This is a genomic window from Streptomyces sp. ALI-76-A, from assembly GCF_030287445.1.
Classification (GTDB): domain Bacteria; phylum Actinomycetota; class Actinomycetes; order Streptomycetales; family Streptomycetaceae; genus Streptomyces.
The window spans coordinates 886959-899734 of the sequence record NZ_JASVWB010000004.1 but is presented as its reverse complement, the minus strand read 5'-3'; the positions used below and the strand labels follow the sequence as shown (position 1 = coordinate 899734).

Sequence of the window (12776 nt, the reverse complement as noted above, 5' to 3'; positions counted from 1 at the left end):
GCGGCGTTCGGTTGAGCGCCGGGCCCCAATCTAATGAATCTGATTTTCATATTCTAGAGCGGGGAGAGGGTGATCTGGGTAACACACCGGCCAGCCCCCCTCGGGGTCCCGGCCGACCCGGCCGGCCACCTTCAGCACGTCCGCAAGCAACCCCGGTGTCACGACCTCCTTCGGCGCGCCGTCGGCCGCCACCCGGCCGTCACGCAGGGCGACGATGCGTTCGGCGAACCGGGCGGCGTGCGCCAGATCGTGCAGCACCATCACCACGGTCAGCCCGCGCTCCTCGCGCAGGCGGACCACCGTCTGCAGCACGTCGAGCTGGTGGTGCAGGTCCAGGTAGGTGGTCGGCTCGTCGAGCAGCAGGACGCGGGTGTCCTGGGCGAGCGCCATCGCCAGCCGCACCCGTTGCCGCTCGCCCCCGGACAGGGCGTCCACGTCCCGGTCGCCCCACTCCTCCACCCCCACATCGCGCAGCGCCCGGTGCACGACGGGGTCGTCGCCCTCGCGCAGCATGCCCAGCGGGCCGCGGGCCGCGTACCGCCCCTGACGGACGAGGTGACGTACCGTCATTCCCGGGACGGCCGGCGCCGACTGGTGCAACAGCGCCGCCCTCCGGGCCGTGGCGCGCCTGGACAGCCGGGCGAGGTCGTCCCCGCCCAGCAGCACACGCCCTTCGTCGGGCCGCAGCAGCCCGGCGGCCAGCCGCAGCAAGGTCGACTTGCCACAGCCGTTCAGGCCGATCAGGGCGGTCAGTTCGCCCGGCCGGACCGTCAGGTCGACGCCCCGCAGCACGGGTCGCCCGGGGTAGCCGAAGTGGACCCTCTCGACGTGGATCCCCACGGACTCGGTCATCCTCTGTCCTTAAGTCGACGTCAGAACGTACGGCTCGGCGTGCGGCGCACGACGACCAGCAGCAACGCGGCACCGAGGCAGGCGGTGAGCGCCCCGACCGGCAACGTGAGCCGTTCAAAGGCCAGCGTCGCCGCCAGCAGCCGCGAGAACAGCTGCGCCGCCGCGTCCGCCCCGCACACCACCACCGCGCCCGTCAGGGCGGCGCCCGGCAGGCTCACCCGCAGGTCCGCGCCGAAGACGGCCACGGCCAGGTGCGGGACGAGCAGCCCCACGAAGCCCAGCGCGCCGACGGCGGCCACCGCGCCCGCCGTCAGCGCCACCGCGCACAGCAGGGCCAGGGTCCGAGCCGGTCGAGCGGCCAGGCCGACGGCCAGGGCGATGTCGTCCCCGCAGCGCAGCAGGGTCAACGGTCCGGCCAGCAGCCAGGCGGCGACCCCCCAGACGAGGGCCCACGGCCACAGCAGGTGCCAGTGCTGCCACACCCGGCCCTCCGTGGTGCCCACCAGCCACTGCACGACGCTCCCTAGTTCACCCGGCTCCACGAGCAGCACCATGGCGGTGAGCCCACCCAGCACCGCCGACACCAGCACCCCGTGCACGGCCGTCTGCGCGGGATCACCGCGCCCGCGGCCGGCGAGCAGCCACAGCAGCGCCGCTCCGGTGCACCCGCCCGCGCAGGCGGCGAGGACCACGGCCAGCGGGGAGTCCCACCCGGCGAGTCCCAGGGCGGTCGCGGTGACGGCGCCGAGAACCGCTCCCGGGGTCACGCCCGTCACCTCCGGCCCGGCGAGAGGGTTACGCAGGGCCGACTGAAGGACCAGTCCCGCCACGGCCAGACACGCACCGGCACAGAGGGCCACCAGCGTTCTGGGCAGGCGCAGTTGGAACAGGATGTGGCGCTCCGTCGCATCACCGCCACCGTTCAGCACCTGCCAGGCCACACCCGGGGACATCCCGCGTCCGGCCACCATTTCCACGATGGCGCACACGACAGCCACCGCCGCGAGCGCCATGAAACGCCGGGTCACCGCGCATCCTCCGTTCCGGTCGTCCTGGCAGGGGGCGGGCCGACACCGCCGGGCCCGCCGTTCCCGGGTTCGCCCCGGGAAGCGGGGTCCGATGCCCCGGTGCGCGGCAGGTCGTCCGCCGCAGCGGGAGGCGCCTTACGCGGCCCGGGCACCGGCTCGCGCACCGCGGCCGGGGCCGCCGGTCCCCGCCGGGCCGCCCGGCCACGGCCACCCGACCGCATCAGCGCGACTCCGGCCGGCACCCCCAGCAGGGCCGTCCAGGCGCCGGCCGGTGTCTCCACGGGCGCCAGCGCCAGCCTGGCCGGAACATCGGCGACCATCACGACGACGGCGCCCCAGGCGGCGGACCACGGAAGCCAACGCACCGCCCCCGCCACCGGGTTGAACCAACGAGCCAAGTGCGGGGCGAGGAAGCCCACCCACGCGACGGGCCCGCACACAGCCGTCACCGGGGCGATCAGCACCACGGCGATGGCCAGCGCGGCCAGCCGGGCACGCTGGGCCCGCACCCCCAGCGCCTCGGCGTCCTCGTCGCCCAGCCGCAACACCGACAGCACCGGCGCGCACAGCACCAGGGCAGGCACCGCCATGAGCAGCCACGGCCACAGGCCCGTCACGTCGTCCCAGGTGCGGGCGGAGAGGGAGCCGAGCAGATAGCGGTAGATCAGCTGGAGGTCGAGCTGGTCGGCCATGACCATCAGCACGAGCAGCGCGGCCTGCAACGCGGCCGCCACGGCGGCGCCGGTCAGCAGCACCGCGGACGGACTGCGGCCGAGCCCGGCGACGAGCAGCGTGAGCCCGCCGCCGAGCACGGCGCCGCCGATGGCCAGCAGCGGCTGGACGGCGGCGGGCAGCGAGAGGGCCAGGACCAGCGGCGCGGCCACCCCGAGCGCGGCCCCGGACGACACACCCAGCATCTCCGGCACCGCCAGGGCATTGCGCAGCGCCTCCTGCAACACCAGTCCGGCCGCCCCAAGACAGGCTCCGGCGACGAGCGCCAGGACGAGGCGGGGCACGCGGAGTTCGGTGACGACGATCCCGGCGAGCGTGGTGTCCCCGTCCAGCACCGCGGCGGCCAGCCGGTGCGGTGGGACGTAGGGGGTGCCGAGGCAGAGCGCGCAGACCGAGGAGGCGGCCAGCAGGACGATCACCAGGATCGGCTGCCACCGCTGTGCGCCGCCCGACGTCCGCTGGCCGCCCGCCGCCGCGCGATTCGCCGCGGCGGGCGTCGAGGGGGACGTCCTCACCGCAGCGCGGCCGTGGCCTCGTCGAGGACGATGCCCAGCGAACGGGTGCCCCGTCCCTTGGCCCACACCTCTGAGTTCACCTCATGGACGTCACCGTTCTTCACTGCCGGGATCTTGCCCCAGAGGGGGTTCTCGGCCAGCTTGTCCGAGAGCTTGCCGTCCGCGTCGCCGAAGCTCAACGTCTCGACGAACAGCACGTCGACATCCCTGGCGAGGATCTCCTCGAGGCTGTAACTGCCCTCCACGCCCCGGGACTTCCACGGGTAATCGGCGATCTTGGGGAACAGGCTGGCGGCCACGTCGCTCTCCGGGGTCGCGACGCCGAAGTTCTCGTCGCTGCCGTAGATGACGAGAGCGGTCTTGTCGCTCGGCGTCTTCTCGGCCTCGGCGAGCTTGGTCCGGAAGGTCTTCTCGGCCTTCTCCCCCTCGGCGGTGCGCCCGGTGAGCGCGGCGGTGTCGCGCAGGTACCCCACGCTGTCCTGCCACGTCTCGGGCTGCATGGCCCAGAACGTGGTGGCGCCCTTGAGCGCGGGGGCGAGCTTGCCGTGGGTGTCCCCCAGACCGATCACCAGATCGGGCTTGTGGGACAGGATGGCCTCGACCTCGGGGGCGATGAACCCGCCGGGGATGACGTCGACCTTCTTCGCCTTCTCCTCCCCCAGGAAGTCCGGGTGGGCGAGCAACGCGCTGTTGGTGGCCGTCGGGACGATACCCAGTTCCGTCAGGATGTCGTCGCAGAGCGCGAACAGGCAGACGATCCGCTCGGGTTCCTTCTTCAGCGAGACCTTGACGCCGTTGGTGTCGGTCAACTCCGTCGAGGCCTTGATGGGTTCGACGGTGACGTCGGTCTTCGCCGCCGGCTCGGCCTTGTCACTCACGGGTTCTTCGGACGACGAGCCGCAGCCGACCAGAACGGAACCCACCACCGCTGCGGTGATCCAACTGCGGACGAATCTCGACGGTGAGCGCAGCATCGATGCCCTCGCTTCTTCTCAGGTGCCGGGAACGCACCGAAGATACATGATAATCGTTTTCACCAGATCCCTTTTCTGGAGGAACCCATGCCCGCTGCCCCACCCGTTCTGTTCGTCTCCGACCACGTGGACGGATCCGTGCACGTGCTGACCGTGCCGGACGGCGCCGTCGTGGGACGCCTCACGGGCCGTCATCTCTCCGAGCACGCCGGGTTCCTGGCACTGCCGGGAGGGCGGGTGGCCTGCGTCGACGACCGACGCGGGGAACTGCTGGTGCTCGATCCGTTCGCTGAGCAGCTCATCGAGCGCACGGTCCCCGTCGCGGTGCCCGCCGAGCACCTCGCCTGCGACCCGTCCGGTCGCCGACTGGCCGTCACCACCGGCCTGGGCGAGAACATGGAACCTTGGTCGGACCTGCTGACGGTCCTCGACCTGGACACCGGAGAGGCCGCGCGGGTACGCACGCGCGTCGGCGAACCGGGCGTGACGGTGCTGGGCGGCAGTGACCCGCTGGTCGTGCTGCGGCACCGGGAGCCCGGTGCGCTGGCCGTCCACCGGTTCGCCGATCTCCTCGCGGCACCGCCCGGCTGTCCCTCGGTCACACCGCACGCACTCCTGCCGCTACCGGACGACGGACACGGCGACGCACAGGCACCCGGCTCCGAGCACGTGTTCGCGGCCACGAGCAAGGGAGTGCACCGGGCCCGCCGGAACGGCGACGCACTCACCGCCGAGACGGTCATCCCGTGGGGATCGCCCGCCCGGGGCTGGTACCTCCGGCTCGACACCCGGCGGCAGGCGTTGTGGACCACGCTGCGCGGCGGTGACCCGAACCCGCTGTGCTGGCCGGAGTGGACCAACCAGGCTTGGCACCACGACCTGGAGACGGGCCGTACGCTGCTCACGGACCTCGGTCCCGGACTCGTCTTCCGGTTGGCCCTTGCCCGCCGCCACACCGCCTTCACCCGCGTCCACCCCGACGGCGACGAACTGGTCCTCCTGGGCGCCGACACCACCGTCCGCCGCTCTCCCCTGCCGGCCATGGACGGCGCTCCGCGTCTCGGTGGCACCCCCTGGGAGGGCGTCCAGCGCCGGGCGGTGGCGGCCTCACCGGGATCTGACTGGGTCGCCGTCACGCGGGGCGGCCACGGCGAGGTGCACATCGTCGACGCGGGGACCGGCGACGAGGTGACCCGTCTGCGGCTGACCACACCGCTGCATCACGGTGGGCACCTGACCCTGCGCGGCTGCGACGACGGTGCCGACGGTGATCCGGTGGGCCGGTGACGACGGGTTCGGCCCGGCACGGTGCCCGCCCGCGAACAACTCCGCCCGGCGAGGCAGTCGTCCGGCACGCGCCACACTCCGCCGGCGCGACCGGTCCGCCTCCGGGCGCCGCGGGCAGAGGTCGTGGAGTGATCTTGCATGCCTGGGCCTTGCCGCACAACCGTGGCGGCGGGCTCAGCCCGTCGTGCGCCGCATCACGCTGCCCCGGGCTGGGGTCACCGCCGCCTCCTCGGCCGACGACACCTCCCCGCGCCGGGAAGTACCCGCGCCAAGTCAACGGGCCGATCAACGACACGAGCACCGCGACAGCGTCGAGCGCGACCGGCAGGCTGGTCAGCTCGGCGATGCCGCCCACCATCGGAGGGCCAGGCAAGAACCCGCTGGAGGCAATGGCGCAACATCCAGCGCACCGATAGGCGCAACCCTTGGCGCAACCTCGTGCTCGCGGTCGACCGAGGCGCCCGGTCACGCGGCCTGGACGGCTCCCCGGGCGCGGGCCAGCTGCCGCGACTCCGAACGCGTCGCCGGCACCGAGGGGGCGGGGGACCCACGGTCATGGACCGTCGGCCGCGACGTCCCACCGGCAGTCCCCGGCACTTGGGCATCGTGCACAGCTGACGGACGAATGTGGTCAGCGTGCACCGTGGTACAGCGAGCGCGGCTGCTTCTAACGTCCTACCTGATGGTCCGGCCGCCGGCCGGAAGGTTCTGCCAGAGAGGTCGTTCACTCATGTTCGCGGGGCCGTTGCGGCCTGCACCGCCAACCCGCGCCCCACCCACGCGGCATCCACGTCGATCCGGTGCTCGAGCCAGGCCAATACCTCGCGCGGGGGCGACGGCCGCCGTATCAACCGCAGCAGTTCGCCGAGGCTCTCCGAGTTCTTCTGCATGGTGAACAGAAAATCTACAACGCTCATACTGGAACGTGGTCAGGCCCCACACACTATGAACGACCGTAATCCACCTCGCCACAGCAGGTCCCATCGGCCCCGCCAGCGCGTGGATGAGGACGGCGCCCCGCGCGAGGCCACTCGCCTGCGCACCGAACGCTTCACCTCCATATCCCACGCCGCAGAACTCCCGGCCGGGCGAAACTGTACACATGGGACCGATTGCCGTCACAGACCGTCGGGTCTGCGCTGGAAGTCGCTCATGTTCCACGTCACGACGGTTTCATCCATCTGAGCATCTGGATCCTCCCAGACCAGAAAATTGTCGTCGTCCACCTTGGGAAGGTAGGTGATCCAGTCCTCTGCGGCACCGTCGGAGAGTCCCCTCGCTGCTTCATCCAGCAAGGCCGAGAGCGAGGCGAAGTAGGGCTCGGAGCCCAGCTCGCCACCGTCACCGTGCCAGTGTGTGCCAACACGTCCTCGACCCAGCCCTTGGGTCATGTCAAGGAATAGATAGTTACCAGCGCCGTTGCCTGCAATGGGCAGCCAAACCGAACGCCAGTAGCGTGATTCCTCTGGAACACCCGGCTCCGCCGCACAACACTCGGCATACATTGTCACGATCTCGTTCACAGTGAACAGCACATAGTTGCCCGGCAGGACGAAGGCTCCCGAGCCGTCATGCCGACGTAACGAGATCACCAGGTCTCTGGGAAAGACGAGCCCGCATGAATCCTCTGCTGCCTCAACAGTGAGTTCGTGCGCCGGATGTGGCAACGAGGCATAACTCGCGGAAGCGTTCTCGTGCAACCAGCGCTCGATGCACTGCCAGGAATCGTTGACATTCATGTGAGACATCATGACCGGTTCCCTGGCCGAGACACCAAGCGGCAGCAGATATCAGCTCTTCGCTCCCCGCTCAGCCCAGGAAACGGCGTCTTACCGCAACGCAGCGTTACAGATCATGAGTCCTGCCACAGGCACTGAGCTTGTTCTTCAACCCTGTACAGCAGTTCCCTCGACAAGTTGCATGAGCGGAGCCAGGATCCGGGGCATGACGTCCTCCGAGGTGATCACCTGCTGGTCTTGCCAGGTGTACTCGGTCTGGGAGTCGATGAAGAGCAGTGAGGCGCTTCCCGATTCCCAGACGAACAGCTTCCCCAGACGCTCGTCTGACTCCAGAGTGAGGCTCACGGCCGCTGCCTTCGGACGCCCTCTGGTCGTTGCCCCAGGGGCTGGCTGATTCACCGTGGTGCTGATCCCGCGAGAGCGGAGTTCGTGTTCTTGTGCGGCATGCCAGTCCATGAGCCATTGAACGATCTCCGGCATTACGCCCCTCGCTGTCACAGTCGAACGAGTCGTCGAACTTGATCGTACGGATGGCGTTCGCCGGACACTGGGGCGGCCTTCACCTTCCGGGACAACCTATTCGACGGTGGTCCAAGCCTTCCTGACTGCGGCCCGCGACGGCCGGTTCGAGCAGCTGCTGCGGGTTCTCCACCCCGAAGTGAAGTTCACCGTCCACTCCCCGAACGGCACGTTCGTCACGCTCGGTGCCACCGAAGTCGCCACCCGCGCGCGGGTGGCCGGCAGTGCGGCACGAGGACATGCGGCGACTGTCAACGGCCGCCCCGGCGTCATCGCCTGGAGTGAGGCCGGCACCCCGCTTTCTCTCCTGGCCTTCACTGTCGCCGACGGCCGCATCACCGAGATCACCGCCGTGGTCGACCCGGCCACACTCGCGCTCATGGACCTGCCGGGCCCGGCGTGACCCCCACCGGCGACGGTCCTGCGGCGGCGGGGCCGACTGAACCCAACAGACGTCGAAAGCGACGCGGGTCGGCTTCCAGCGGGACGTCACCGTCCTCGCCGCGCCGCTGGCCGACCTCCTCCACAGCGGGCCCGCAGCGCCCGTATGGCGCCCCGTCCACGACCCGGACCAGAGAGTCGACTGGGCCACCCCACGGCACTCGTAGGCGCCCGACCGCTCCTGCGCAGGGAGCGTTCCGCAGACCCGGCCACGGCCGCCAGGACCCCCACCACAATCCCGGCCACAGCAGGTCACAGCGCTGCTGACTTTCGAGAAGCAGGTTCCGTGCCCCCTGTGCCTCTACAGCCGGGCGCGCAGCTGAGCAGCGGCCCGCAACCGTACGGCAGCGGAGTCGCCGACCGGGTCAGGCAACGACCCGCCGGAGACCCAATCGGCTCGCGCAGTCCGGGCCCAGCTTCGCCGGGACGCTGTGGCGTGCATTGCGCGAGGATCCCAGAGGGAGTGCGGTGTCAGACCGCACCGATACGGTCGTTCCATGAGAGCTACAGGAACGTTCACTGTCAAAGCCTTCGTCCCGACCGAACTGAAGCCGGAACCGGCTGTGTCCACTGGGCTTCCGGTGGGTGTCGCAACGATGGAGAAGCACTTCGAGGGTGAGGTTGCCGGTCGCTCGGCGACCCTGTTCACCGCGGCGTTCGACCAGACGACCGGCGTGGGCACCTATGTGGCCATGGAGTCGTTCGAAGGCTCGCTGTGTGGCCAGGCCGGCGCCTTCAACTTCGTGCACTCGGCGACGACCTTCGGCAGTGATCGCACAGCGGAGTTCTTCACCATCGTGCCAACGAGCGGTACGGGAGAGCTGACCGGGATCTCCGGTGCTGGAGGAATGGCCGTCGAGGCTGATGGAACGCATCGGATCTGGTTCGACTACACGTGGGAAGTGGGTCGATGACAGACGAAGTGCACGAAGGACGTCCGCCTTGCTCAGCCCGATGCTTCGGACGTGGACGACACGCAGAATGCCCGTGTGGCAGCCGAGCATAGGCTTGCGCAGACCGCCGTGGATCTGGATGTTTTTCGGCGTACGCCTCCAACTGCCCCCGCCCGACCAGCTCGCTTTCCTCGCGGGCCTGGGCGTACTGGTCACCCTGGAGATCGTCAAATGGCCGGTCGCGTTGGTGCTGGCAGTCGGACACCAACTGGCTCACAGCCACCATGGCCGACTACTGCTCGAGTTCGGCGACGCCCTGGAGGAGGCTTGAGGCGACTCCCGTCGGCGGCAAGGCATGGGGTCAGAGGCAGGTCCGGTCGGGCTCGCCCCAGGCCCCGGCCGGACCACGCCCGGACCGTGTACACCGAGGCTGATATCGCTCACCCAGTCCTCGTCGACCTGCTCGTCGAGGTCGACCGGGCCACCATGGGCCCCGAACGCCTCGCCGCCAAAATCGGCGCCTACGCCCGCCTCCACACCTACCTCCCCACCCCTCCCCCAGGGCGACGCCGACCCGCCTTCGGCCAGGAGCCGCCGCAGGAAGAATGGCGCCGGCACTCCCCACTCTTTCCCCGGTTACTGTTCGTCCTGGACGGCACAGGCCCGGCCGGCATCGACACCCGCATCCAAGCCCTGCACGCAACCGCCCGTGGCATGGCGCCGTCCGGATTCCGGCACGAGGCACCCGTCCTCGCCACACCGTTGAACCGACCTGCTCCAAGACGGCCCCGCAGCCCGTATGGCGGCCCGTCGACAACCTGGAGCGGCGAGTCAGGTGGAGCGTCCCGTGGTATCCGTAGGCGCTCGAACCGGCGGCTTCACCGTTCGTATCGCCCTGGCCGACGACTCCAGCGACGTCCTCGCCTGACACCACGGACAGCGGGCACGCACAGCTCAGCGAAGGGGCGGCTGTCCGGGTCTGCCAGGCGGCCGTCCCTCCTCACCCATACGTCGGTATTGCTTCTGGAACGGGCCGCAGCGAAGCAAGCCGGCCTCCCCACCCGCAGCCCCCTCAACCAACGCGGCGGCGCCGGCATGCCCGACGCCTGCCACACCGCACAGTCAGCTGCCTCCGCCGGCCCGGCCCTGGTCGGCCTCCCCTCCAATGCCAACCTGCTGCAATGCGACAACCTCAACGATCTGAGGGTCGGCATCCTGGGCCTGGGCGGCTGACCACCCACCGCGGCGACCTGACCGCGACCTGACCGCGGCCCGGCCCGGCCCCGCCCGGCCCCGCCCGGCCCCGCCCGGCCGCAGTCTGGGAGTAGGGGCACTGGAGGTCGAGGGGTGATCGTCTGTCATGCTGGCGGCATGATCGTCCCTTTCCTTGTCGGCTTGCTCGTACTGGTCGGCGTTCTCACCATGGGCGTGTGGGTCTGTATCGAGTCCGTGAAGGCCTGCCGGCAGCGGCGGGCCTGATCTCGCGTCCGTTGGACATGAAGCCACGTCGCGGTGGTCAGCGCGGGAGCGCTCCTGCGAAGGTGGCGTGCGGTCTTCCGTGCCCGTCAGCGTGGAGCTGACGGAAGGTGTCCAGTTCTTCGTGGCAGGCTGGGACACAGCAGGCTCACTGCCTCACGTGCAGGTGCTGACGGGTGACCGGTCATGAGCCCGACAGGCGTCATGAGAGGCGGAATCTCAACCCCTCGGTGCGGCAGGCAGACGCGGCCTCGCCACGACGGGCGGCCCGCAGGCTGTAGCACTGGAGGACCTCGGTCAGAAGCGAGCCGGCGAGGGTGCCGAGTACTGCGACGACTGCGGTGAACACCGAGGTCCTCCCTCTGGTGGCCTGCCGGTCCACAAGGCGTTCAACCGTGACGGGAACGGGAATGCATGCTCGCCGTGAAGGGCACGCTCGTCCGGCCTGCCCCTGGGAGACGACCGAACGGGCCCTCCAGTTGCGCCCCCGCGCCAGGTCGGGTCGGGGTCGGAAGGGTGAGCGGTCGTCCCGGCGCCGACGGCGCGCGTCGGCTCGGGACGGCCGGTGGGGCCACGGGGCGGCGTGGTCGGCGGACCAATGTCGTTCGTCGCGTGGCTGTGCTGGTGTCTGCCTCCCTTTGAGCATCACCATGACCGCGAACGAGCTCCCGCCCGGCCGTCGCCGTAGGACTGGTCCGGGTGACGCAAAGTGGCCGTCTGTCGGAGCGGCGTGCGGGGACCTGATCGGTGATCCGGCCGCGGTCACCTCAGCTGTCGGCCGAACGCCGCCTTGGCGTAGGGCGCGCCGATCGCTTTCGGGCCGATGGCGGTGGCGGCATCGGTCACGATGCCCGTCGGCCGGCCTCGCAGTATCCAGACCGCCCCGTTCCCGGCGTCCTCGCCCGGAGCCGCCGCGGCCAGGTCGGCGTACCGGTTGCCGTTGATGTCGAGGAGTGCGACCTGCGCGCCGAAGACGTCGCCCGGCTCGGACGCGCCCGGGACGCCGGCCGTGTCCTGGGTGAAGACCCGAGCGCCCCGACCCGTCAGCCCGGCACGGTTGCCGGGCAGTGTGACGACGGTGCCCGCGCCGTCGTCGTAGCCGAGTTCCTTGCCGGGGACGCCGACCGCGAGGTCGTCGATGCCGTCGCCGGTGATGTCGCCGGCGGACAGAGCCGCGCCGAAGCGGTCGTTGTCCTCCTTCGCCCCGGGCACACCCGGGGTGTTCTGGGTGTACGACTTCCACGCGCCGCGGGGACCCACCCCGGAGGCCGAGCCGTAGGCGACGGTGACCGTCGAGTCGGTGGCCGAGCCGACAGCCACGTCGTCGTGGCCGTCGCCGTCGAAGTCCCCCAGGGCGACGCCGCCGTCCCCGTTGGGGAGGGTGTCGCGTCGGTGTGTCAGGCCCGCGGCGGACCCGGTGTAGAAGTCCGTGCAGTAGCTGCCGTCCCCGCAGTAGACGCCGAGCGCGAGCTCGTCGCGGCCGTCTCCGTTCACGTCCCCGGTGGTGCCGTCCTTGACGTCGAGGTACGGGAGACGGCCGGGAGCCAGGGCGCCCGCGCGGGCCGGCGTGCCGGTGCGGCCGACCGGTCCGGTCCACACCACGGCGGTGGTGCCGAGCGGGTCGTCACCCGGCGAGTCACCGGTGCGGAACAGGACGAGGTCGAGGCGACCGTCGCCGTCGAAGTCGCCGGTCACCGTGCGGGAGGCGGGGAGGGACACCCCACCGCCGGACAGGCCCCGCGGCCCGCCCCACACGGCCACCGCGTCACCCGTCCGGGTCGCGACCCCGACCAGATCCGCGTACCCGTCCCCGTTCAGGTCACCCTTGGAGACCTGAGTGCCGAAGCCCTGACCCTTGACCGGGCTGCCCGGAATGCCGTTGGCGCTGCGGCTGATGACGGTCCGTCGGCTGCTGGACAGCCCGTGCGGTCCGCCGTACGTCACCGCCACGTATCCCGCCTTGCTCTGCCCGCCGACGGTGGCCCCCGGGGCACCGATGACGAGGTCGGCGTACCCGTCACCGTTGAAGTCGTCCCGGACAGGGACCCGGGTCAAGGCCTGCGCGCCGTCCACCAGTCCCGCCGGGACCGTGCCCAACGCGAGGAGACCCGCCATCAACGGAATGGCCCAACGGGCGGACGAACTCATATACAACACGCGGAGACCCCCAGGTCAGGCTGCACCCTCACCCCCAAGACTCCTCACCCCGCACAAGGGTTGTAGCCCTCAGCACAGCCACCCGGTCGGTGATCGACGAACGGTCGGCGCGGCCGTCCTGCCGTTGTCACCGGAGTGGACCCGGGCGCGGACACCTCCGCGC

Annotated in this window: 13 protein-coding genes; 5 read left to right on the top strand and 8 right to left on the bottom strand. The window is 70.6% G+C overall.

The features are described from left to right. Positions 1–30 precede the first annotated feature (30 nt). From QQS16_RS40070 to QQS16_RS40055, 4 genes are all read right to left on the bottom strand, one after another. Positions 31–852, bottom strand: a complete 822-nt coding sequence (locus QQS16_RS40070) for an ABC transporter ATP-binding protein (RefSeq protein ID WP_286067560.1) — start codon at positions 850–852, stop codon at positions 31–33. Between the two features lie 20 nt (positions 853–872). Further along, positions 873–1865: a FecCD family ABC transporter permease gene (locus tag QQS16_RS40065; protein ID WP_502963995.1), complete on the bottom strand. Its 993-nt coding sequence runs from the start codon at positions 1863–1865 to the stop codon at positions 873–875. Between the two features lie 11 nt (positions 1866–1876). Beyond that, positions 1877–3019 carry a FecCD family ABC transporter permease gene (locus QQS16_RS40060; RefSeq protein WP_286068143.1) on the bottom strand — a complete coding sequence of 381 codons (1143 nt, stop codon included), beginning with the start codon at positions 3017–3019 and terminating at the stop codon, positions 1877–1879. A gap of 104 nt (positions 3020–3123) precedes the next feature. After that, positions 3124–4101 (bottom strand): ABC transporter substrate-binding protein, encoded by a 978-nt coding sequence (locus QQS16_RS40055; RefSeq protein WP_286067559.1) that lies wholly within the window; start codon positions 4099–4101, stop codon positions 3124–3126. Between the two features lie 87 nt (positions 4102–4188). Here QQS16_RS40055 and QQS16_RS40050 point away from each other — a divergent pair, with 87 nt between their 5' ends. Beyond that, on the top strand, positions 4189–5388 hold the full coding sequence (locus QQS16_RS40050) for a YncE family protein (RefSeq protein ID WP_286067558.1): 1200 nt from the start codon (positions 4189–4191) through the stop codon (positions 5386–5388). Between the two features lie 728 nt (positions 5389–6116). Here the strand turns inward: QQS16_RS40050 and QQS16_RS40045 are convergent. From QQS16_RS40045 to QQS16_RS44130, 3 genes are all read right to left on the bottom strand, one after another. Continuing rightward, positions 6117–6305, bottom strand: a complete 189-nt coding sequence (locus QQS16_RS40045; protein ID WP_286067557.1) for a hypothetical protein — start codon at positions 6303–6305, stop codon at positions 6117–6119. A 201-nt stretch (positions 6306–6506) separates the two neighbouring features. Next, positions 6507–7127, bottom strand: coding sequence for an SMI1/KNR4 family protein (locus QQS16_RS40040; protein ID WP_286067556.1), 621 nt, complete (start codon positions 7125–7127; stop codon positions 6507–6509). Positions 7128–7274: 147 nt separating this feature from the next. After that, positions 7275–7583, bottom strand: a complete 309-nt coding sequence (locus tag QQS16_RS44130) for an immunity protein TriTu family protein (RefSeq protein WP_502963994.1) — start codon at positions 7581–7583, stop codon at positions 7275–7277. Positions 7584–7713: 130 nt separating this feature from the next. On the opposite strand from QQS16_RS44130, the gene QQS16_RS40030 reads away from it, so the two are divergent. The 4 genes from QQS16_RS40030 (at position 7714) to QQS16_RS40010 (ending at position 10213) form a co-directional block, all read left to right on the top strand. Continuing rightward, the gene (locus tag QQS16_RS40030; RefSeq protein WP_502963970.1) at positions 7714–8049 is read left to right on the top strand and encodes a hypothetical protein; all 336 of its coding nucleotides are present in this window, start codon (positions 7714–7716) and stop codon (positions 8047–8049) included. A gap of 535 nt (positions 8050–8584) precedes the next feature. Then, positions 8585–9001: a DUF3224 domain-containing protein gene (locus tag QQS16_RS40025; RefSeq protein WP_286067554.1), complete on the top strand. Its 417-nt coding sequence runs from the start codon at positions 8585–8587 to the stop codon at positions 8999–9001. 118 nt (positions 9002–9119) lie between these two features. After that, positions 9120–9311, top strand: coding sequence for a hypothetical protein (locus QQS16_RS40020; protein WP_286067553.1), 192 nt, complete (start codon positions 9120–9122; stop codon positions 9309–9311). A 686-nt stretch (positions 9312–9997) separates the two neighbouring features. After that, the gene (locus QQS16_RS40010) at positions 9998–10213 is read left to right on the top strand and encodes a hypothetical protein (RefSeq protein WP_286067552.1); all 216 of its coding nucleotides are present in this window, start codon (positions 9998–10000) and stop codon (positions 10211–10213) included. Positions 10214–11218: 1005 nt separating this feature from the next. Here QQS16_RS40010 and QQS16_RS40005 read toward each other — a convergent pair. Continuing rightward, on the bottom strand, positions 11219–12571 hold the full coding sequence (locus QQS16_RS40005; RefSeq protein WP_286067550.1) for an FG-GAP-like repeat-containing protein: 1353 nt from the start codon (positions 12569–12571) through the stop codon (positions 11219–11221). Positions 12572–12776 lie beyond the last annotated feature (205 nt).